18 protein-coding genes and 1 pseudogene are annotated in these 21,895 nt (G+C 48.4%); 1 reads left to right on the plus strand and 18 read right to left on the minus strand.

Annotated elements, in window-relative coordinates; all coding sequences use genetic code 11:
- From CVU71_14535 to CVU71_14550, 4 genes are all read right to left on the minus strand, one after another.
- Positions 1 to 1,338: ATPase P (locus CVU71_14535; protein PKN17650.1), on the minus strand; the 1,338-nt coding region annotated here is incomplete at its 3' end.
- Between the two features lie 83 nt (positions 1,339 to 1,421).
- The gene (locus CVU71_14540; GenBank protein PKN17651.1) at positions 1,422 to 1,790 is read right to left on the minus strand and encodes a transcriptional regulator; all 369 of its coding nucleotides are present in this window, start codon (positions 1,788 to 1,790) and stop codon (positions 1,422 to 1,424) included.
- A 268-nt stretch (positions 1,791 to 2,058) separates the two neighbouring features.
- The gene (locus CVU71_14545) at positions 2,059 to 2,595 is read right to left on the minus strand and encodes a hypothetical protein (protein ID PKN17652.1); all 537 of its coding nucleotides are present in this window, start codon (positions 2,593 to 2,595) and stop codon (positions 2,059 to 2,061) included.
- Positions 2,582 to 3,124: a hypothetical protein gene (locus CVU71_14550; protein ID PKN17653.1), complete on the minus strand. Its 543-nt coding sequence runs from the start codon at positions 3,122 to 3,124 to the stop codon at positions 2,582 to 2,584. The genes CVU71_14545 and CVU71_14550 overlap by 14 nt, the downstream gene beginning before the upstream one ends.
- A 344-nt stretch (positions 3,125 to 3,468) precedes the next feature.
- Between CVU71_14550 and CVU71_14555 the strand changes: the two genes are divergently transcribed.
- A complete protein-coding gene (locus tag CVU71_14555) occupies positions 3,469 to 4,092 on the plus strand; it encodes a hypothetical protein (GenBank protein PKN17654.1) in 624 nt (207 codons plus the stop codon).
- A gap of 283 nt (positions 4,093 to 4,375) precedes the next feature.
- Here CVU71_14555 and CVU71_14560 read toward each other — a convergent pair whose 3' ends face one another.
- From CVU71_14560 to CVU71_14625, 14 genes and pseudogenes are all read right to left on the minus strand, one after another.
- On the minus strand, positions 4,376 to 5,347 hold the full coding sequence (locus tag CVU71_14560; GenBank protein PKN17655.1) for an arsenic resistance protein: 972 nt from the start codon (positions 5,345 to 5,347) through the stop codon (positions 4,376 to 4,378).
- Positions 5,348 to 5,639: 292 nt separating this feature from the next.
- Positions 5,640 to 8,209: pseudogene (locus CVU71_14565) on the minus strand (heavy metal translocating P-type ATPase).
- Between the two features lie 116 nt (positions 8,210 to 8,325).
- On the minus strand, positions 8,326 to 8,694 hold the full coding sequence (locus tag CVU71_14570) for a transcriptional regulator (GenBank protein PKN17810.1): 369 nt from the start codon (positions 8,692 to 8,694) through the stop codon (positions 8,326 to 8,328).
- Positions 8,695 to 8,815: 121 nt separating this feature from the next.
- Positions 8,816 to 9,619, minus strand: coding sequence for a hypothetical protein (locus CVU71_14575; GenBank protein ID PKN17656.1), 804 nt, complete (start codon positions 9,617 to 9,619; stop codon positions 8,816 to 8,818).
- A gap of 57 nt (positions 9,620 to 9,676) precedes the next feature.
- Positions 9,677 to 11,128, minus strand: a complete 1,452-nt coding sequence (locus CVU71_14580; GenBank protein ID PKN17657.1) for a hypothetical protein — start codon at positions 11,126 to 11,128, stop codon at positions 9,677 to 9,679.
- A 222-nt stretch (positions 11,129 to 11,350) separates the two neighbouring features.
- Positions 11,351 to 11,854 carry a pentapeptide repeat-containing protein gene (locus CVU71_14585; protein ID PKN17658.1) on the minus strand — a complete coding sequence of 168 codons (504 nt, stop codon included), beginning with the start codon at positions 11,852 to 11,854 and terminating at the stop codon, positions 11,351 to 11,353.
- 409 nt (positions 11,855 to 12,263) lie between these two features.
- Positions 12,264 to 12,653: a hypothetical protein gene (locus CVU71_14590; protein PKN17659.1), complete on the minus strand. Its 390-nt coding sequence runs from the start codon at positions 12,651 to 12,653 to the stop codon at positions 12,264 to 12,266.
- Positions 12,654 to 12,737: 84 nt separating this feature from the next.
- A complete protein-coding gene (locus tag CVU71_14595; GenBank protein ID PKN17660.1) occupies positions 12,738 to 13,103 on the minus strand; it encodes a hypothetical protein in 366 nt (121 codons plus the stop codon).
- Positions 13,104 to 13,232: 129 nt separating this feature from the next.
- Positions 13,233 to 13,835 (minus strand): hypothetical protein, encoded by a 603-nt coding sequence (locus CVU71_14600; GenBank protein ID PKN17661.1) that lies wholly within the window; start codon positions 13,833 to 13,835, stop codon positions 13,233 to 13,235.
- A gap of 21 nt (positions 13,836 to 13,856) precedes the next feature.
- The gene (locus CVU71_14605; protein PKN17662.1) at positions 13,857 to 14,198 is read right to left on the minus strand and encodes a GlnB; all 342 of its coding nucleotides are present in this window, start codon (positions 14,196 to 14,198) and stop codon (positions 13,857 to 13,859) included.
- Positions 14,182 to 17,286 (minus strand): CusA/CzcA family heavy metal efflux RND transporter, encoded by a 3,105-nt coding sequence (locus tag CVU71_14610; protein ID PKN17663.1) that lies wholly within the window; start codon positions 17,284 to 17,286, stop codon positions 14,182 to 14,184. The genes CVU71_14605 and CVU71_14610 overlap by 17 nt, the downstream gene beginning before the upstream one ends.
- Positions 17,286 to 18,530, minus strand: coding sequence for an efflux RND transporter periplasmic adaptor subunit (locus CVU71_14615; protein PKN17664.1), 1,245 nt, complete (start codon positions 18,528 to 18,530; stop codon positions 17,286 to 17,288). Before CVU71_14615 ends, CVU71_14610 begins: the two co-directional genes overlap by 1 nt.
- The gene (locus CVU71_14620) at positions 18,527 to 19,756 is read right to left on the minus strand and encodes a hypothetical protein (protein ID PKN17665.1); all 1,230 of its coding nucleotides are present in this window, start codon (positions 19,754 to 19,756) and stop codon (positions 18,527 to 18,529) included. The genes CVU71_14615 and CVU71_14620 overlap by 4 nt, the downstream gene beginning before the upstream one ends.
- A 777-nt stretch (positions 19,757 to 20,533) precedes the next feature.
- Entirely contained in the window at positions 20,534 to 21,889 is a 1,356-nt protein-coding gene (locus tag CVU71_14625) for a DNA-binding response regulator (GenBank protein ID PKN17666.1), read from the minus strand.
- Between the last annotated feature and the right edge of the window lie 6 nt (positions 21,890 to 21,895).

The raw sequence follows: 21,895 nt of genomic DNA on the forward strand, positions 1-21,895 counted from the left end.
ACTCTCGCCCGTAATGGGCGCCTGATTCACTGAAGAATGTCCACTGGTCACGATGCCGTCGAGAGCAATCCGCTCACCGGGGCGCAGTCGAACAATGGCCTCCAGCGGCACTGCTTTGGCGGGAATTTCTTTCCAGCTTCCATCTTCCTGGCGCACAGTCGCGGTTTCGGGCGCAAGATCCATCAATCCGCGAATCGCATTGCGCGCCCGGTCGAGCGACCTGGCCTCAATCACTTCAGCCAGCGCAAAAAGGAACATGACCATCGCCGCCTCCGGCCAGTGCCCGATGATCATGGCGCCTGTCACAGCGATAGACATCAGCGCGTTAATGTTCAAATTGCCATTCCTGAGCGCGATTAAACCTTTCTTGTAGGTAGGCAGGCCGCCGATCAAAATCGACACAAGCGCAAGGGCTATGACAACCCAGTGATTGCCACCGTTTATCCAGTACACAACCTCGGCCAGCGTCGCGCTAACTCCGGAAAGCGCCAGCGGCCACCACCTGGTTTTGGGTAATGGCACCGCAGGCGTGACCACATCCGTTGTGCCTCCCGACTCCACTTTTGCCTCAAAACCGATGGTTTGGAGGGCCGCCAAAACCGCGTCCAACGCCCCGGACTTATGCGTCACGGTCAAGCGTCGCTGCATCAGATTGAAGTCCAGTCCCGTCACACCGTCCATACCGGTGAGTTTGCCCCGAATCAATCCTTCCTCTGTCGGACAATCCATTTTTGCGATATTCAGAACTGTCCGTTCAAGCCCGGCCGGTGTGTCGATGCGCTTAGCCTGCATCCCGATTGCGCGCAAGGCCTCTTCGACCGGTGTAAGCGAGGCGAGTTGATGGCTGACTGTCAACGTGCGCTGCATCAGGTTAAAGTCCAGTGACTTTATACCGTCAATGGGCTTCAGTTTATTCCGGATCAGCGCCTCTTCGGTAGGACAATCCATGTTGTCGATGCGATATAGTGCCTTTCCCTGCCCCACGGGGGATGGCTCAGTTAATGTCACGGGCCCAGGAGAGCAACTGCACCCGCCAACTTTGCATTCATTCGTGCTCGTTTTGTCTGGTGCCTGAATCAGCGTTAGCCCCTTAGCTTTGGATTGAGTAATTTCCACTTGCATATTATCGGCAGGCCGGGCGCTCATGCCGGCCCTCTGTACCGCCGTGAATATATCCTTGTTATCAACAGCGCCTTTCGTAGTCGTTACAGTCATCGTGCCGTTGCAAAGATTAAATTTTACATCGCCAATACCGGGAAGCGCACCGACAACTTTGCGCAATTTATTGGTATCTTCTTCGCAACCCATGCCTGCTACTTTGAAAATGGTTTCGCTCATGTGCTTATTCCTTTCATCGCAAAATACATCCTTCAATTTACCAGTTATATATGTGCGTACATTCATATATATAAATAAAAAAATTATTCCTCTACGTGCTTCAAACCCGCCGTGAGGATGGAACTGATGTGATCATCATCCAAACTGTAATAAGCAATTCTGCCGTCCTTCCGATATTTAACCAAGTCCATATTTCTCAAGACTCTCAATTGATGCGAAATGGCAGATTGGGATGTGCCGATCAGTGTACTCAGGTCACATACGCAAAGTTCTTCCTGCAAGAGCGCGGAGATAATCTTCGTTCTTGTCGGATCGCCCAAAACCTTGAAAATTGCCGCGAGTTTAAAAAGCGTTGCATCGGATTTCATGGCTTTTCTGGCGGAGGCCACCTTCCGATCATTAATGCATAAGATTTCGCAAACATCTTCTTTACTTTTCTTTTCTCTTTTCATTGTTCAGCACTCCAATATATGAATATGTGCTCATACATTAGCATGTTTATTTATATTGTCAAGAAAATTAAAGGTTTTTTTCCTTATTTACTAATTTGCTTTATTGCTTTGATGGATGCGATTATTTGTTCTTCCGTGTTGAAATAACTGAAACTGACGCGCACTGTTCCCGCTGGATAAGTGCCAATAGTTTTATGCGCGGATGGTGCGCATTACAATCCGGAACGTGATATGATTTTAAAGCGCTCATCGAGTTCAAGAGCAACCACTAGATCGTTACCTGTCGCAACCGGATGACCGCCCTAAAGCCTAACAGGTTGCCCAGGATCGCACCCAACATCCAGGTTAAAGAACTGAGAACGAAAACCTCAAATCCAAGGGCAACGAGAGTTAGATAAGCTAAAATGCTATAAACAGCAAAGTACAAATTGTCATTATTGAAGAAACTGCGGATTTCATCACGAGTCAAGACGAGGCCGCCCAAGGCAGCGCCGAAAATCACAAAAAACAGGCCGCAAAGGAGGTAAAAAACTACCGGTGGCGTCGCTAAGTGCAGCGCATGCAAGAACTCATTGTGCCGACTGAACCCTAAACCAAATTGCGGACAGATGGTCAACGTCAAGAGTCCGGCAGCGACCTCGATAATAGTAAATTTGGTATAGACTTTCCAAAGGGCAGGCCGTAGATCCTTTCCTACCATTCGCAGAATCGCCTCATCTGCTGGTCCACCAGGGGCAGTCGGCTTGGCATCGATAAACTCAGCAAATTCCTTCAACATCGCTTGTTCGGATTTAGTTTCCACCATGACGTACCTCCTTGTTTCCCATTAGTTTACGGAGTTTACGAATGGCCCGGCTGATGATTTGTCTTATATTGTCTTCTGTCGTTTGCATTTGTGCGGAAATCTCCCTAAAGGTCAACCCCTCGTTAAAGCGGAGTTCCAGGGCTTGGCGTTGGGCATCAGTTAGACTGGAAAGCTCTGCAATCGCAACTCCGATGCTCGCCGTGTCGGACACCGGATCTGTACAGCACCCCACTTCCTTTTCGGAGATCGTGATGTGCTTCATATAGGTGTTCTTCTTTCTGACATAGTCAAACAAGTCATTTCTGGCGATGGTGAAAATCCAAGGCAAAAAGGGAATTTCCTGCCTGTATTTTTGCCTGGCGACATGAAGCTTGGCAAAAACAGACTGGAAAACATCGTCTGCCGCACTTCGGTCCTTTAATTTCGCAAAGAGGTACCCGAAGATGCGTTTTTTATGCCGCTCATACAAAGTCCGGAAAGCCTCTATATCACCATCGGCATAGGCAGCCATAAGTTCCTCATCCGTCAATTTCAGTCACCTTTTCTTGAGGTTGGTTGTCAATAGTGGATACCAAATATTTCACGCTTCCATTCGTTTTTCAGAGAACCATCGTTAAAAGAGACGGGAGAGAGAAATCCGAGTCTGGTCTGCCTTCTTTAACACTGGTGTCCATTTTTTTCAACCCACCATATCTTAATACGTACTTAAGCAGAGTCTTGTGACACTATTTTCTTGCTCTGAACCAAGTATTTGAAAATGCTGATATATTTGATGGGATCTATTTTTTATCAATTTATCTGTCACAAATAGGTCGCCTCCCTCGTTCTAGCCGGTAAAGACACCAAAAAAACTCAAAACCAAGGGAGGAAAAAATGAAAAGAACGAAGGACTGTTTTAAAGGATTTGCAGCTATAACATTTTTGGCTTTGGCTATTCTGCTCACACCACAAACTAGTCTAGCCCACTGCGACACCCTCGACGGACCGGTGGTGGTCGAAGCGCGAGAGGCTCTAGCCAAGGGTGACGTCTACCCATTACTGAAGTGGATTAAGGCGGAAGAAGAAAAGGAAATCAGTGAAGCTTTCATTAAAACCATGGCAGTGCGCAAGCTCAACCCTGAGGCGCAGAAACTGGCCGACATGTACTTCTTCGAGACTCTGGTGCGGATCCATCGTGCCGGAGAGGGGGCTCCGTATACCGGGATCAAGGCCACGGCAACTGGTGAAACGATTGTCGCCAAAGCCGATCAGGCTCTGGAAAAGGGGTCCATTGATGGGCTAGCCAAGGCCATCGCAACCCACACCGAAAAAGGGATCCGCGAACGTTTCAACCATGCGCTGGAAACCAGAAAGCATTCACAAGAAAGTGTGCTGGCCGGCCGGGAATATGTCAAGGCATACGTGACTTTCACCCATTATGTCGAAGGGGTCGCCCAGGTTGTCGGTGGCAAAGGCCATGGTGCCGAGGCGGCATCCCCGGCAGCCCACAAGCACTGATAAAAACGACGAAGGGTGAGGAAGTTTCTCGCCCTTCGTCATATACTCCCACACGAAAAAAGGAAGTTCTTATCAAAACTAGGACCAAGGTTGATTTCAGTGAAAGGCCTAATGTGCTTGACCCTGCCGAGTTGATCCAAAGAATCAAGACTTCGGAAACCTGAAACACTTCCCGCCAATCTTTCAGTGGTTAAAGAAAGACGCCGTGAAACCATGTAGTATGGGGATTCACGGCGTTTTGGTTTAGTTGGGTTATCAGGTGTCAGTGCCTGACACCTATGGTTCACTTGTAGCGCCTGGCCTCTCGAAAAACGATCGACGGGACCAGCCGTATGTAAAACAACTCGCCGACCAGTTCCACCAGTGTTTGGGTCACAATGACAGCAGGCACCACCATCCAGGCGTCCGGCAAGGCAAGCGCAAGGGGAAGCACGACCAGTGAATTGCGCGTTCCCGCGCTAAAAATCAATGCCCTCCCAGCCTGGGTATCCAAGCGAAATATGCACGCTATCACGCGAGCCAGGAGGGGCACAATGACCATAAAGGTTACATAGATCGGCACGGCTTGAATCACAACCGGGAGGTATTGCTCGATTCCGCCGATTTGAGATGTCACAACGAGAAACAAGGTAAGTGCCATGAATGGTACGGGCAACCACGCTGTTGCTTCAAGCCAGACTTCTCCGCTGCGTTGGCGCTTGCCCCAGAATTCAGTTGCCAAAGCCAGCCCCAGAGGCAAGGCAATGAGCACGAGAAATGCTTCCAAAAACGGGCCAGCACTCATTATCTGTGCGGCCTGTCCTCCCATGAAAAGCCACAGATAAAATGGCAGAAGAAGCATCTGGGCGAGAAGCAGCAGAGGCGTGGAGGCGAGAACAAGCCGTGCGTTTCCACGCCCCAGGTGGGTAAAGACGATGACGTAGTCAATGCAGGGCGTGAGCAGAACGAGGTACACCCCGAGCAACAAAGGCGACTGCTGTGGCAAGAAGCGCGACAACAACCAAACAAACAGGGGAACAACAATGAAATTTACGGTCAGCAAGGCGGCGGTAAACCGTCGGCTCGCGAACGCCTCGCGTAGATGGAGGAACGGAATCTGGGTAAACATGCTGTAGAGCAAGATCGCAAGCACTGGGGAGATCAAGAACTCGAGGCTTTTACCAAAAGTCGGGCGCCACAACCCAAGCCCTCCCCCGAGAGCCAAGGCCAAGGCATATACCCAGATCTGTTTTTTTTCTAGTCGTTCTCTTGACATCGTGTTTCCTTAAGACGCATAACGTCTGGCATCAGCGGCGAGCCCGCTGCATGCCGGGGTTAGGCTCGTCGGCGCGGTACGACGGATTCCCTGCAGCTACTTGATGAAGTAGCCGCTGACGCGTCAGGAGCCGTCTTTCTCGTACATGGGAGTAAAGATTTCTTAAAAAGACTAATGTCGCAATGTGCCTTCAACGCAATCATCGGTGCGACAACCCACATCTTGTGGTCAAGATTTCCTTGACATACAAGACTTTCTTCATATACTCCCACACGAAAAAAGGAAGTTCTTATCAAAATCGGCGCAGCAACCTCAACCCGTTGAACACCACCAACAGACTCGCGCCCATATCTGCGAAGACCGCCATCCACATCGTTGCCTGCCCGGTCAAGGTCAGAAACAGGAACACCGCCTTGATGCCGAGTGCCAACACAATGTTCTGCGTCAGCACCCGAGCCGTGGCCCGAGACAGGCGCACGAAAGCGGGAATCTTGCGCAGGTCGTCGTCCATCAACGCCACGTCAGCCGTTTCGATGGCGGTGTCCGTACCGGCAGCACCCATGGCAAAGCCAATATCCGCACGGGCCAACGCGGGTGCATCATTGATACCGTCGCCCACCATGCCTACCTTGCCGCCATTCCCGTTTGTCAGGAGACTTTCGATCGTTTTGAGTTTGTCTTCAGGCAGCAAATTGCCCCTTGCCTCATCAATACCGACCTCTCGTGCGATTGCTTCGGCCGTATGGACGTTATCGCCGGTAAGCATTAATGTTTTCACACCGAGGGAATGCAAGTCAGCGATGGCCTTACGGCTTGTTTCCCTTACTGTGTCGGCAACTGCAAAAATAGCGAGCACTCCGGTTTGGTTAGCCAGTAATACTGCTGTCTTGCCCTGGCTCTCCAGTGCGGTAAGTTGGGTCTCGATATCCTGCGAACACAATCCAAGATTCTCGATCAAACGATGATTGCCAAGTTGATAGAGGTGCCCTGCAATGCTACCTTTGACGCCATGACCGGGAATGGCGGCAAAATCGTTCACATCGCGCAGCGTCAGTCCTGCTTCTGCCGCAGCATGAGCAACGGCCAGTGAAACCGGATGATCGGAACGTGAGGCGAGGCTGGCCGCCAGTATTCTGGTTTCGTTCGCCTCACCACTGAGAACGATAAAATCGGTTTGTACCGGTTTACCGTATGTAATGGTACCCGTCTTGTCGAGCGCCAGCGCCTTAAGCTTGCGGCCCTCTTCGAGATACACGCCGCCTTTAATCAGGATTCCCTTGCGGGCCGCGGCAGCAAGACCACTGACAATGGTCACGGGTGTTGAAATCACCAGTGCGCACGGGCAGGCAATCACCAACAACACCAAAGCCTTGTATATCCAGTCGAGCCATGCAGCATCTGAGACCAGCGGCGGAATAACTGCCACCAGAAACGCGAGTGCAAAAACAGCAGGTGTATAAATTTTGGCAAACTGATCAACAAAGCGCTGTGTTGGCGCCCGGCTGCCCTGGGCAGACTCGACGGCGTGGATGATCCGAGCCAGCGTCGAATGGCTTGCCTCTGCCGTCACGCGGTATTCAAACGATCCCGTTTCGCACTGGTCACGATGCCGTCGAGAGCAATCCGCTCACCGGGGCGCAGTCGAACAATGGCTTCCAGCGGCACTGTTTTGGCGGGGATTTCTTTCCAACTTCCATCTTCCTGCCGCACGGTCGCGGTTTCGGGCGCAAGATCCATCAATCCGCGAATTGCATTGCGCGCCCGATCGAGCGACCTGGTCTCAATCACCTCGGCCAGTGCAAAAAGGAACATGACCATCGCCGCCTCCGGCCAGTGCCCGATGATCATGGCGCCTGTCACAGCGATAGACATCAGCGCGTTCATATTCAGATTGAGGTTCCTTAGGGCAACCCAGCCTTTCTTGTAGGTAGGCAGACCGCCGGTGAAAATTGCCAGCAGCGCAAGTGCTATGACAATCCAGTGATTGCCGCCGTTTACCCAGTGCACAACCTCGGCCAGCAACGCGGCAACCCCGGAAAGCGCCAATGGCCACCACTTGGTTTTGGGTAATGTCGCCGCAGGCGTGACCATATCTGTTGAACCTCCCGACTCCACTTTTGCCTCAAAACCGATGGTTTGGAGGGCCGCCAAAACCGCGTCCAACGCCCCGGACTTGTGCGTCACGGTCAGGATGCACTGCATCAAGTTGAAGTCCAGTCCCGTCACGCCGTCCATACCGGTGAGTTTACCCCGAATCAATCCTTCCTCCGTCGGACAATCCATTTTTGCGATCTTCAGAACTGTCCGTTCAAGCCCGGTCGGTGTGTCGATGCGCTTAGCCTGCATTCCGATCGTGCGCAAGGCCTCTTCGACCGCTGTAAGTGAGGCGAGCTGATGACTGACTGTCAGCGTGCGCTGCATCAGGTTAAAGTCCAGTGCCTTTAAGCCGTCAATGGGCTTCAGTTTATTCCGGATCAGCGCCTCTTCGGTGGGACAATCCATATTATCGATGCGATACAGCGCCTTTCCCGGTCCCACAGAGAATGGCTCAGTTAATTTCACGGGCATAGGAGAACAACTGCACCCGCCGGTTTTGCATTCATTTGTGCTCGTTTTGTCTCGCCCTTGTATCAGCGTTAGTCCCTTAGCGCTGGACTGAGTATTTTCCACTTGTGTATTGTCGGCAGGCCGGGCGCTCATGCCGACCCTTTGTACCGCCGCGATGATATCCTTACTATCAACAGCGTTTTTCATAGTCGTTACAGTCATCGTGCTGTTGTGAAGATTGAATTTCACATCGCTGATTCCCGACAATGCGCCAACTACTTTCATTAAAGCGTTGGTCTCTTCGGCGCAATCCATACCTGTTACTTTGAAAATGGTTTCGTTCATGTCCTTATTCCTTTCATCATAAATAGATCCTTCAATCAGTTAACTAGTTATATATGTGCATATATTCATATATTTAAATAAAAAAATTACTCCTCTACATGCTTCAAACCCGCTGTGAGGATTGAACTGATGTGATCATCATCCAAACTGTAATAAGCAATTCTGCCGTCTTTCCGATATTTAACAAGGTCCATATTTCTCAAGACTCTCAATTGATGCGAAATGGCAGACTGGGATGTGCCGATCAGGGTACTCAAGTCACATACGCAAAGTTCTTCCTGCAAGAGAGCGGAGATAATCTTCGTTCTTGTCGGATCGCCTAGAACCTTGAAAATTGCAGCGAGTTTAAAAAGCGTTGCATCGGACTTCATGGCTTTTCTGGCGGCGGCCACCTTCCGATCATTAATGCATAAGATTTCGCAAACATCTTCTTTATTTTTCTTTTCTCTTTTCATCATTCAACACTCCCATATATGAATATATGTTCATATATTAGCATGTATTTATATATTGTCAAGAAAAACCATCCTCTTTCATTCTTTCCTTATGATTTTCCATTATTTAAAACTTCGATGATTACTTCTTTCCGGTTTCAAGCGTTGCCTTCAGTTGTATTAATCCGAGCCAGATCTCTTCGTCCCCGACATACCTGTTTTCACCGGCAACCCCGTATCGGATTACGCAGGTTGGCGTTCTCTCTATCTTATTCTGTCTGATTATATTGCTCATCATTGCAAAAACCGGATTTTCATCGAATATTTTCCATTCGATTTTTTCCTCTTTCAGATAACTGACCAGCGCTTCTTTGGTTTGAATTCGTTTTTCCTGAGCCGCCTTAAAAAGTGTTTTGCGGGTTCTGAATATTTCTTCATCGCGCGATCCGGCGTTGACCGCATAAAGATAATAGCGTGCGTAAACCGGTGTCACGGGATTAAATGGGACGTCGACAAACGTAATCCTGACCTTTCCCGTCGCCAGCAACTCTTTCATCAGCGGTTCGGCTTTTGTGTCGATTCGCTTGCAGGGCGGACAGAAGTAGTCGGAAAACATAATCACTTCATAGGGGCCTTTGCCCATGGACGGAACGCCACTCATTTTATCCTGCCCATAGGCAGGCGTAGCGGAACCGGAAAAGGTAAATAGAATAATAAAATATCCCAAAATACCGACAACGAGTAACGGCAACTTGTATTTTTTAAACATAGGTAAATTAACCTCCCCAAGAAAATATAGCCGCATCCGGCGACGGTTTTCACCGATTTTGCCCGTGGCCGTGTCTCGTTGCGCTTCTATTCCATTTTTGACTTTTTGCGCAACCACCCCGAAGACTTCGCTATCTGACGCGTTGGGAGATGCTGAATTTTCTCTCTTGACAGTCATCTTCCCTTAAGATCTCTGGGGGGTAATTCTTCCGCAGGACGTTCTTCACGTGTTATTTTATCCATTTATTGTCTCCTCTCTAGATTTGGCTCTCGCTTCTTCAAACTTTCCGACGCCCCATGCAAAAAGCAAGGAAACGCCCATGGTCCCAACAAGAATGCCACTTGAGGCGATGATATTGTTGATCAGAGAGGGCTTCGCAAGCAAAACGACGCCGAGGGCAAACATCATCGTACCCGAGATGAGCTTCAACACTCTGCCCTGCCACTCGGTAAGCTTCCGTTTCCCCGCAGTAAAAGCAAATACCAAAACGATAACGGCCATGGGAATCACGTAGATCAGGTTGTACAGGGTCAAATACAGATAATAGCCGGCGGGGGAAAGATTGTTCAGGGTCAAGATTCTTGTGTAAACCATGGGAAAGCCGGCCGTGCAAAGAAGCTCGTAGGAATTGGCAGTAACGGCAAGCACGGCCGTACCGGCCAATACCGGCAGCATCGACGTGGAATGGACAAGCTGACGCATGCGGTCGAAAAGCTTCGGTTTCGCGCTATCTGGAATGGACAAGGAGATCCCCTGCTTGAATGCGAAAAAGTCTTTGATATTGACCGCACCGATCAGTATCGACACGAAGCCGGCAATCAATGTGATGAGGGCGACTTTTTCGATGACGAGAAAAAGGTTGAGCCACGCCGCCATAAACAGGAAATAGATCAATCCTGAAAACAGAAGAAAGACACCCCCTACCAGCAGCATTTTTTTTCTCGATCGGGCGTAGGTCAGTATTCCCAATAGCGACAGGAGAACGAAAAAGGCGCACGGATTGAAGCTGTCCAGGCAAGCGATGACCACTGTGACAAAGGGCAGGGAGTAGCCTGACAAGTCGACCTTTCCCACAAGTGGAATTTCAACGATGCCGCCACTCTTCGAAATTAACCTTTGCGGCGCTCCTTCAGAAGCAGGATCCGGACAGGAAGAAGGCGTGCAGGAAGTGACAGCCCTCTCGATCTCTTCGGCAATCTGTTTGGAAAAACCGTAGAAAATCTGATTCCCGACGATGGTAAAGGGAATTCCTCTAGCGTCCACGCCACGCGACGCCAGCAGATTCTGCATCATGGCTGCGTTACCGGCATGGCGCCACACTTCATATACCCGTATTTCCACCGGAATCCTCTTGGTCAATGCCTCCAAAAAAAGCTCTTCCTCTGCGCACTTGGGACAGCCATCGCCTTTAAAAAAATAAGCGATGGGATTGGCTGCTGCTGTTGCACCGATCACGCTGTAGGATGTTCCGGTCGCGGGAACACCTTTACCTGTCTCGTAACTGTAAGCGAGAGGTGTGCCTTTGCAAGCGTCCGCTTCCGACTGTTCACAGGGCTTTGATGCTTGCTTCTCTTTGCCGGCCGGCGCCGAACCGCCAGCGGAATAAGCCATGCAGGGAATGCAGATCCATAATAGGACTAAAATAAATAACAAAAAAACTGCATGAACTTTGCGATATGCTTTCATCACACCTCCTAACCGTAGCCTGTACCACTTCAGCTTAGCTCAACACAAAGACGATATTCCGACGGCTGACTCCCGCCCTATCCCACACTTACTTCTGTCGTAGATTCTGAAGCTCCCTCTTTATTTTCCCCTTTTTTCCCTTCCAGGCCTTCACCTTTTTTTCAAACGATACCGGGAAATGCCTCTGCTTTTTTGGTCTCTTCCACCACCACAGACTTTTCCTTACCTTTTCGACCCGTCAGTCCATGTTGCCCTTTTCAGGCTTGCACCTTTCAGTTTTGTACCCTCCAAGTTTGCCCCTAGCAGGTTTGCACTATCCAGGTCCGCATCTTCCAGGTTTGCATCTTCCAAGTTTGCCCCTTTCAGGTTTGCAAATCTCATTCCTGCCTTTGCCAAAAAGGCCTCGGTTAGATTTGCCCCGATCATTTGTGCTGCGATCATTGATGTTTTGAAAAGATTTGCCCCTGCCAGGTTTGCCTCTTTCAAGTTTGCCCCTGCCAGAATTGCAACTGCCAGGTTTGCCTCTTTCAGGTTTGCCCCTGCCAAGTTTGCCTCTTTCAGATTTGCCCCTGCCAAGTTTGCCTTGGATAAATTGCAGCGATCACATTTATTAGTAGTCTTTAATTGCTGCAATTGCTCCTCGTTAAACGCATACACTCCACCACCGGGGATCAGAAATATTCCTAAAAACATAACCATAAAAACCATTAAAATAATTCTTTTCATGAGATCTTCTCCTTTTTAATTATTTTGTCCCTACGTTTTTAATCATTTTCGCAATCGAGATACCATTTGGAGATGGCATGAACACACCTTATGCTGGTTCAAACATTATCTCGACATCTCGAATTCTAGAAAGTGTTGATTCTTCGTCATGAGCTCCCTTGGCCGTTGCTTAAAGATGAAACCGTTCCACATAATGAGTCAACACAACATAAGCTTCAATAAACTCTTATGCCGCGTGCAGTTCTCTTGAGGGCGACACCTGTGGTATTCGTTCTTGCCATTGCAGGTGTCTCGTCTATGGTTGTTGCCCTTCTATGTTTCTTAATATCTTCAATTATGTTCACTTTTGACCGCCTCCTGATCTGGCTGCTTTCCGGGTTATTGTTTCATTGCTGTAATTCGCCATTGGCTAGACCGCTTCCCTGTATACATGAACAAATTCCAAACCCACCTCGAAGAGCTCATCCGCAAAGAGACTTTTGATCCATTTTATTTTTCCTAAGGCAGTTATCGTTTGAGGCGGATTCTTTGATGCAATTTTTATATCGAGTAGGGTCCTGAAAGGCAAGAAATTATTGACCTGCATTCGCGCGCCGGACTCGGAAAGATCCATGCTTAAAGTATAGATGAGTTTTCTTTTGGGAGAAAATTTATTACATGAGACGACCATTATGGTAATTTCATCTTCCTCCTCCAGTCGTTCCGCTTTTCTTCTTTCTTTCCCGCGTTTCGCTTTCCTTCTTTCTGCCATAAAAATCCCTTCCTTTTTCGAATCATTAATCTGTTTTGATAAGAACACACTTTCCTGGCAGACGAGTATGGGTAATATGTGATTACATGCCAAGGAAATATGGACCACAAAATGTCTCTGCAAAGAAATGGCTTATACGAGAAAATTCTGAGGCGGTTTATCGATGGAATAATGGGGTTCGGAGACCGCAGGCAAGGTGGACGGGGTGTCGCATTGTGTCAACATGCCGGGCGGATTCACAGAAAATATTTGTGTACCCATGAGGACATTGGCGCAGATCGAACAGAAAGATTTATGCCCCTGCTCCGTGGCAGGATTTGCGTGCGCCGAACCTTTCTTGGCATAGTTCACACCAACGGGTGTGGTTTTAACATGGCTGATGGTCTTTTCGCCCATAAACGGCGCATTTCCTATGCAGTCGGCACATATTATGCCGTCCAGCATAGGCACGCAAAGGTAGCAAAGAAGAACGGCAACGATGATAATATTTTTACGCATTAGCTTTTCTTTTACGTTTTAACTTTCAAAGTCGTATTTCTAAAAAACATGAAAACATTTCGATTTGTCACAAAATAATATTTTCCCGGGTGTTAGCGGAGAGAGCCGGACCTCTCTCCGCTTGCCATATTAAATGCGTGCGTTGTTTAGATGCACCTCATATTCTTTTACACCCTTTTTAAAGCTGGGAGTTCTTGTAGGCTGGGTTTTGGATTTATAAACGGGTCTGAATTCAAGCGTAATGAAGTCCCGTTCTTTCAGTGTTATCTCCACTTCCCTGAAATAATCATCGGCAGACAACCCGAGGAAAACTTTGTGCGTTCCGGGGCGCAGTTGTATCTTTTTTTCCAGAACATATTTGACGCCTTCTCCAGCATCGGGGTCACGGCTTGTCTTTCCATCCTTATCGTAGAGAGGCAGGCTTTCTTTCTGCCCATCGACAGTCCATACCTGTGCCTGTCCATCAATATTGATCAGGAACGGATAGCCTGGCTTTCCATGAATAGAGTCTCTCGACTCAAGAAGGTAATATCCCGCAAGATGCGTCTTGATGCTCGCTTTGATGGATAAAACCGCAAAGCCCGGCGTTGGCGCTAAGCCATCTTTGATCTCCGTAAAAACACCGACGCGTTCATTTTGTGTTTTTTGCTTAATTGTTGTTGCCGTAGCACTACACCCTATCAAAACAAGGCTCATCACGCCTATAAACATGCCAACTATTACGTTTCGCATTTTCTCTCCTTTTCTACGCGACTAAATCGCGTCCGGCCCTCTTTCATTTGTTCTGATCTTCACGGTTTCCTCGACGTTAACCACAAATATTTTCCCATCACCCGTGTTGCCGGTGTGGGCATATTTCTGAATGACGTTGACGACTTCATCCACCATCTCATCATTGACAACAACCTCTAATTGGATGCGTGGAACAAATTCCACCATTTCGTAAACAACTTTATCCTCTGCATTTTTCGCCCTGCCTTTACCAAATCCTCGAATTTCCGATACCGTCACACCGGGCAGTCCTTCAATTCCTTTAAGTTCCTCGACTACATCCCACAATTTGAGCTTCCACAGCCATTTACAGTTCTTCTTCAACTTTACGCTTTTCAAACCAGCCGTAAACCGATGGAATAATCAGCAATGTGAGCAGTGTTGACGTAATTAAGCCGCCCACAACAACTGTAGCCAGCGGTTTTTGAATTTCCGATCCCGCCCCGCCGGCAATTAACATGGGAATCAAGCTGAAAATGGCAATGGATGCCGTCATCAACACCGGACGAAGTCTGTCCATAGCACCTTTCCGGATCGCTTCCGGCAATTCAAGGCCTTCTTCGCGCAATTGCGATATACGCGACACCAGTACAAGGCCATTGAGCACGGCAACGCCAAACAGGACGATAAATCCCACTGACGCCGGGACCGACAAATACTGCCCGGAGATAAAGAGCGCAAAAACGCCGCCGATCAGCGCAAAGGGTAAATTTGAAATGACCAGAAGCGATAAACGGATCGACCGAAACGTAACGAACAGGAGAAGCAAAATTAATCCAATGGCTACGGGACCAATAATCATGAGCTTATTCATCGCTCTTTGCTGATTCTCAAACTGCCCCCCCCAGGTCAGGTAATACCCGGCAGGCAGTTTGACCTGCTCTTTGATTTTTTGTTTTGCTTCTGACACAAAACTGCCGATGTCTCTGCCACTGATATTCATTTCTATTCCGATTCTTCGCATGCCATCCTGGCGGCTGATCTGAACCGGGCCTTCGATGATTTTGATATCGGCCAGCTGTTCGAGCGGAACATTCATGCCCGATTTTGTAGTGACCAGTATATTTTTTATCGCTTCGAGAGAATTTCTCTTTTCTTCCGGCAGGCGAACGGTGATATCAAAACTCCGGTTTTCTTCATAGAATTGGGAAGCGGCTTTTCCCGCAATTGCTATTTCGACGACACTCTGGACATCGCTGATGTTCAGGCCGTACCGCGCAATTTTCGCCCGATCAATGTTGACGGTCAGATAGGGCTGTCCTGTCACTTTTTCCGCCGCCAGATCGGTTCCGCCTTCGATTCCGGATAGAACCCGCGCAATTTCCGCTGATTTATTATTCAAGACATCAATGTCATCGCCAAACAGTTTAACGATGAGTTGCGCGCGTGTTCCGGCCACCAATTCATCGATTCTGCATTGGATGGGCTGGCTGAAACCAAAGGTGATTCCCGGAATGGATTCCAGGGATTTGCGCATTTCATTGGTCAGGTCTTCTTTGGAAATATCCCGCTTCCATTCACTTTTAGGTTTGAAGATGCCTACGTATCCGGTTTTATCCGTTCCCCGCGTATCGAGCGCCACGCCGGTTTGCCCCGTGCGCGACACCACCACATCCAGTTCTTCAAACTGCTTGAGCTTTTGAGCGGCGCGCTGATTGACGTCCATCGCGGTGGCAAGCGATACACCGGGAAGCATGGCAATGTCCATATCAAATGAGCCTTCGTCCATCGTGGGGATGAACTCCGTTCCCAGCCGGGTGATCAGAAACACAGAAACAACAAGGAGGACACCGGCAATGCTCAAGACAACCTTTTTCTTCATCATGGCCTGTTCCAGCAAAGGCAAATAAGCTTTCTTGGCATACTTCATGATGATGCTCTCTTTTTCGGGCTGTGGTTTCAGAAAGAGGCTGCAGAGAACCGGAACAACGAATATGGAAAGTAACAACGATGAAAGAAGCGCCATAGTTACAGTGATAGCCAGCGGCCCGAACATTTTCCCTTCAATTCCGGATAAGGAAAGAATCGGGATAAACGTGATGGCAATAATCATTTCACCGAAGATGCTCGGTTTTCTGACTTCCATCACGGCTTTAAGGACCGTCAATAATTTGGGATGCTTTCCCATCTCTTCACTTAGATGCCGTTGAACATTCTCAACCTGAATGATCGTCGTGTCGATGATCATTCCGATGGAAATCGCCAAGCCTCCCAGCGACATCAGATTTGCGCTGATGCCAACCAGTTTCATCACGATAAATGTGGCCAGTAACGATAGCGGCAATGTGATGAGAACGACAAGACTGCCCCTGAAACTATTCAGTAGAAGGTACAATACGATCAGAACCAGAATGGCGCCTTCGATCAAAGCCTTGTTTACAGTGCTAACGCTCGCATTCACAATATCACTTCTATCGTAATAAGGAACGATCTTGACACCGTCCGGAAGCATATTGTTCTCATTAATTTCCTTAACTTTTTGGGCCACCCGACGAACAACGTCACGGCTGTTTTCGCCTCTGAGCATCATGACGATTCCACCAACGGCTTCATCCTTGCCGTCTTTCATGGCCGCACCCATCCGCACGGCTTCGCCGATTTTCACCTGGGCTACGTCTTTGATGTAGGTCGGCGTTCCATGTTCGGATTTCAAAACAATGTTTTCTATATCGCCGATGTTTTTTATCAAACCAACGCCGCGAACAATATATTGATCCGTGTTGCGTTCGAGAATATTGCCGCCGACGTTCTGGTTATTGTTTTCAACCGCCTTATAAATATCATCAACCGTAACGGCATACTTGACCAGTTTTTCCGGCGCTACAATAACCTGGTATTGCTTGAAATAACCGCCGAAGGAATTAATTTCATTCACCCCTGCTATGCTTTTTAACTGCGGTGTGATCACCCATTCCTGAAGCGTTCTCAGGTTGGCCAGGTAGGATTTTTTTTGCAGGGGGTCCGCCGGTATTTTACCCTCAATAGTGTATTGATAGATTTCCCCCATTGCCGTGGCGATTGGCCCAAGAGCAACCTCAACGCCTTTGGGGACTTTTTCGCGGGCTTCGGCCAGGCGTTCAAAGACCAACTGCCGCGCGAAATAGATATCGACATTGTCTTTGAATACGATGGTAACGATGGACAGGCCAAACTTGGTGACGGACCGCATCTGTTCAATGTCCGGCAAACCGCGCATGGCCATCTCTATGGGATAGGTCACGTTGCGTTCAATTTCTACCGCCGATAGTCCGTCGGCGTGGCTGACGACTTCCACCTGAATGTTGGTGACATCCGGAAAAGCGTCAATCGGTAATTTGAAATACGAATACAATCCGAACGCAATGATCAAAAGTGAAAGGAAAATGACCATCCCCTTTTGCCGTAATGTATATGCAATGATTTTTTCCAGCATTAGTGTGCATCTCCTTCAAGTTCACCTTTTTTAAGCTCAGACTTCAGGGTAAAAGCGCCTTTGACTGCGATTATTTCGCCCTCCTTGAGTCCTGTTTTTACTTCCAGACTTTTCCCCAGGGTTCTGCCTGTTTCGACATCTCTTCTTTGGAACTTGTCGGGCGCGATCTGAACAAAGACATAGCGCATGGCACCTTCAATCTGGACGGCTTCCTCCGGAACAGCGATCAGACGTTCACCGCCGCCTTGTTTTGTTTCCACAAGAACGGATGCAAACATACCCGGTTTGAGCTGTCCACTTGCGTTGTCGATGGTGACCCGCGCTTTTTCGGTGCGCGTTTTCTCATCTACAACATCGGCAATGTAGGATATTTTCCCCTTGAAGACCTTGTCGGGAAACGCTGTGACGGACAGCTTTACGGGACTTCCGACCTTGAGACGGGACATGTCTTTCTCGTAAACATCAATGACCACCCACAGCGTCGTGAGATCCGCCACTGTAAAGATGATTTTTTCCGGACTAACAACCTCACCCTGCGTCAATGTCTTTTCTATCACGATGCCACCAACCGACGATGCAACCGGAATCAGCGGGTGACTGCCGTTTCCTTTGTTTGCGGCAAACTGCGCAGCATCTACACCAACAAGCCGGAAACGTTCCACGGCCAGGTTCATATCTGCCTCCGCCTCGCCCAGTTCCTGTCTTGCCTTCAATACGTCTTTTTCCGGGGATATCTTTTTTTGAAACAGCGTTTCCTCCCGTTGGAGGTTTCTCCGCGCCAACTCCACCTTACCCTGCGCTTTCCGGTAGTCGGCCCAAATCTGGTCGAGTTCTACACTGTCGAGATAGGCAAGCGGCTGTCCCGCCTTCACGCGGTCACCCTGCGTGGCGATGATTTTAATCGCCTTTCCCGTAACCCGTGAACTGATCTTTGCAGCCCTGTCCATGTTCATTTCGATAACGGCTGTCGCCGCAAGCGGAACGTCCGCTTCTTCCATGGCTACCGGTTTGACTTCTATTCCTGAAGACTTCTGTATTTCCTTGGACAGCGTTACAATACCTTGCTCTTCTTTGTGATCCTTCCCTTCATGGCCTGATTCCTTTTTCTCCGACACCCCTGCTGTGTTTCCTTCTTCATGTGCTTCCTTATTTCCGCATCCCACGGTCAGGATGGCCATTCCCAAGAGAAGAAAGATTGCAACAAGCAACCCCTGCTTCGCTCTATTTCCAGTTTGTTTTATCATTTTAGTGTTCCCCCTGTGATCTTTTCTATCGCATTTTGCGCAAGCTGTGTTCGAGTCTGCGCTTCAATATAGGCAAACCGAGCCTCAATCGTATCTTTCTGAGCCAGCCGCACTTCGAAGAAGCCGACTTTTCCTTCCTTGAAAGCCAGATTCAGGAGATTCAAATTCTCCGCAGTTTTTACAATGATCTCTTTTTTGAAAAGTGTCAGCTCTTCAATGGCGGTCGCCAGATCGCTGTAAGATTGTTCGACTTCGCGTTCTATCGTTTTTTTAAGTCCCTCGGATTTTATCTTCGCCCCTTCGGCTTTGGCATAGGCTTCTTTCCTCTCAGCCTGCTTCCTGTCAAAAAGAGGAAAGGGAATGGATACGGCAAGCCCTGTAACGTTCCTCAACTCGTCGCGGTCATAAAATCCTGAAAGAGTTACATTCGGGATGACTTCTTTTCTTGCCAGTTTTAGCGCGGCCTTGGTTTTCTCCACATCAAACACGGCTGCCCTGGCATCCGGTCTCCGTAAAAAGGTAGCTTCCTTCAGGGCTTCTCTATCAGGCAACACCGGTGCTTCTGAAGGCAAGTTACCCTGGAGGGCAAAAGACCGGTCCGGTGATAAACCGAGTAATCCCTGCAATGCGACAAGCGATTCCCGGTATTCTCTCTCTGACAGGAGAAGATCTCTTTTAGCCTTGCTCAACTCAACTTCGGCCAGGTTCACATCAAGGCCGGATATGTCACCTGCTTGAAACTTAACCTTCGTGTAACCGAGCAATTCTTCTTTCAGTTGAACAACCTCCCTGGACAGTCCGTTTTTCTTTTTTAACGCCAACACTCTGGTAAAAGAATCCTTTACTTCCCAAGTCAAAACCCTTTCCCTGTCCTTGATTCCAGACTGCACACGGGCCAACTCATTTTTTGCCACCGCGATCCTTGATCCTCGTTGACCCGCGACTTCAAATTCCTGTGAAAGTTTGATGCCATAGTTTGTAAACGCACCTCCGCCATCTTCTTCCGGCTTGTCCTTTTTTGATATATTTCCCTCGATGGTCGGATTATTGATTAAAAGTAGTTGAGCTTTTTCAAGCAGGCCTTTGGCAGTATCTTCTTCGAGCCGCAGTGCCTGGAGGTCGGGATTATGCCCAATGGCATGCTGCACCGCCTCTTCGACAGTCATCGAATAAGCAGGGGCAACAAGAAAAAGCATTAAAAAAAGCGTAATAATAAAACGTCGCATTAATTCACCTCGTATAAAATAGTTTGATATTGGATGCAGATACTTCAGCGGGATTTTGATAGAAATCCGGCTGATATTACTCTGCAAAGATAAAGTTCATACGAGGGAATTCGGAGGTGGCTTATGAATGGAATAGTGCAATTCTGAAAATGGAGACGCTATATATGTGCCAACGCTTTGAACTACCAGAATAGGCATCTGCGAAGAATAAACTTCAAAGCCCAAAATGGAATTAGCACAGATCGAGCAGAAAAATTTATGCCCCTGCTCATTGTTAGTGCTTGATCGCGTCTGCCCTTTCTTTGAATAGCTCACATCAATATGTGAGGTCTTCATGTGGCTGATGGTTAAGCCACCCCCCAAAGGAGCATTACCTACACAATCTGCACATACCATGCCGTCAAGCATCGGCGTGCAAATGTAGAAAATGATAATAGCATAGGTGATAAAATTTTTAAGTATTTGTAAACGCATTTTTTTCTATCGCTTCTTAACTTTCAAAGTCAATTTCCTAAAGCAGGAAAACATTTCATTTTACTACAAAAAATAAACGCTCCTAAGTCTAAATACTATTTTTTCGATAGTAATTCCTAGGTCAGGTTTTGTCAAGAACTAACAGAACTAACAGAAAAAACCATTTTCAGCCCTTCCTTATGATTATCTATTGCTTGAGATGCGGTGATCGTCAGGAAAAATAATCATGGGACATCACATCTACAGAAAAAGTGACCAGCCCCCTGGTTCTTTCTCTTCTTTTTCTGTCGGCTATTTTGCTCTTTATTTCGAAGGGGTCTCAATGCCGTATTTTTCCAGCCGGTAAAGAAGAACGTGACGCGGCACTTTCAGAAAAGCCGCTGCTGCGGATTTGTTCCAATTATTGCGTTCCAAGGCTTCAATGACCACTTCCCGCTCCAGTTGCTCAAGGGGATAGCCTTCCGGCGGCAGATTCACAACGCCTGTTTGTCCTTCATGCTGTTGCGGTGTCAGGATCTTTTTCGGCAGATCTTCCATCCGGATGATATCGGCTTCGCGCAGGATCATCAGGCGTGTGACCATGTTTTCCAGTTCACGCACATTTCCCGGCCAAGGATAGGCTCTCAGTGGTTGCAACGCATCCTTTGAGAAAACGACCTGGGGCGATCCCACCTTGGCGGCAAAGTGCCGCAAAAGAAGGGGGATGTCTTCCATACGCTGCCTGAGCGGCGGCAGATGAATCGGGATAACGGAAAGCCGGTAGTAAAGATCCTCACGAAAACGGCCGGCGGCGACCATTTCTTCGATATCCAGATTTGTGGCCGCCACGACACGAACGTCGATCTTTTGAGTTTTTCCGGAACCTACCGGAAGAACTTCTTTCTCCTGTAAAACACGTAGTAATTTCGGCTGCATCACAAGCGGCAAATCGCATACTTCGTCGAGAAAGATCGTCCCGCCGTCAGCCTGCTGAAATTTGCCCTGTTGATCCTTGATCGCACCGGTAAATGAACCCTTTACATGACCAAATAATTCACTCTCCAAAAGTTCGCCTGGAATGGCCGCACAGTTGATTGCGACAAACGGTGAATTCCTGCGGGAGCTCTGCTCGTGAATAGCCCGCGCCACCAACTCCTTGCCTGTTCCTGATTCGCCGGTAATGAGGATCGCCGCTTCTGTATCAGCCACCTTACTGACCAGTGAGAAAACCTCGGCCATGGCATCCGAAGTTCCAACCATGTGCTTAAATTCTTCCCGGTTTTCTATCCGCTTTTTTAGATCTTTATTTTCCTGGGACAGGCTGGTCAGATCAAGCGCCTTACGCACCATGAGCTTCAGCTCATCGCGGTTAACAGGTTTTGTAATATAATCGTAGGCGCCCAGCTTCATGGCTTCTACGGCTTTGTCCACAGCGCCGAAAGCAGTGATAATAATAACCAGTGTATCCGGTGATTGTTTTTTGATGGCGCTCAGGACATCGATGCCGCTGATGCCGTTCATCTTCATATCCGTGATGACCAGATGCGGGGACTGCTTATCAAAAATGACCAGGCCTTCTTCACCTGATGACGCAATCAGAACCTCATAGCCTTCTTCCTGGAGGTTATATTCCAAGATTCGCCGAAAAGATGCGTCGTCATCAATAACCAAAATTTTCATTACCGT

This window comes from Deltaproteobacteria bacterium HGW-Deltaproteobacteria-6 (assembly GCA_002840435.1).
GTDB lineage: Bacteria > Desulfobacterota > Syntrophia > Syntrophales > Smithellaceae > UBA8904.

What these genes read in the sequence shown, in the direction of transcription:
- CVU71_14610 (PKN17663.1), bottom strand. Translation starts at nt 17,286, where the DNA reads ATGCTGGAAAAAATCATTGCATATACATTACGGCAAAAGGGGATGGTC.
- CVU71_14555 (PKN17654.1), top strand. Translation starts at nt 3,469, where the DNA reads ATGAAAAGAACGAAGGACTGTTTTAAAGGATTTGCAGCTATAACATTT.
- CVU71_14625 (PKN17666.1), bottom strand. Translation starts at nt 21,889, where the DNA reads ATGAAAATTTTGGTTATTGATGACGACGCATCTTTTCGGCGAATCTTG.
- CVU71_14585 (PKN17658.1), bottom strand. Translation starts at nt 11,854, where the DNA reads ATGAAAAGAATTATTTTAATGGTTTTTATGGTTATGTTTTTAGGAATA.
- CVU71_14540 (PKN17651.1), bottom strand. Translation starts at nt 1,790, where the DNA reads ATGAAAAGAGAAAAGAAAAGTAAAGAAGATGTTTGCGAAATCTTATGC.
- CVU71_14595 (PKN17660.1), bottom strand. Translation starts at nt 13,103, where the DNA reads ATGCGTAAAAATATTATCATCGTTGCCGTTCTTCTTTGCTACCTTTGC.
- CVU71_14575 (PKN17656.1), bottom strand. Translation starts at nt 9,619, where the DNA reads ATGACTGTCAAGAGAGAAAATTCAGCATCTCCCAACGCGTCAGATAGC.
- CVU71_14545 (PKN17652.1), bottom strand. Translation starts at nt 2,595, where the DNA reads ATGGTGGAAACTAAATCCGAACAAGCGATGTTGAAGGAATTTGCTGAG.
- CVU71_14600 (PKN17661.1), bottom strand. Translation starts at nt 13,835, where the DNA reads ATGCGAAACGTAATAGTTGGCATGTTTATAGGCGTGATGAGCCTTGTT.
- CVU71_14570 (PKN17810.1), bottom strand. Translation starts at nt 8,694, where the DNA reads ATGAAAAGAGAAAAGAAAAATAAAGAAGATGTTTGCGAAATCTTATGC.
- CVU71_14580 (PKN17657.1), bottom strand. Translation starts at nt 11,128, where the DNA reads ATGAAAGCATATCGCAAAGTTCATGCAGTTTTTTTGTTATTTATTTTA.
- CVU71_14620 (PKN17665.1), bottom strand. Translation starts at nt 19,756, where the DNA reads ATGCGACGTTTTATTATTACGCTTTTTTTAATGCTTTTTCTTGTTGCC.
- CVU71_14615 (PKN17664.1), bottom strand. Translation starts at nt 18,530, where the DNA reads ATGATAAAACAAACTGGAAATAGAGCGAAGCAGGGGTTGCTTGTTGCA.
- CVU71_14560 (PKN17655.1), bottom strand. Translation starts at nt 5,347, where the DNA reads ATGTCAAGAGAACGACTAGAAAAAAAACAGATCTGGGTATATGCCTTG.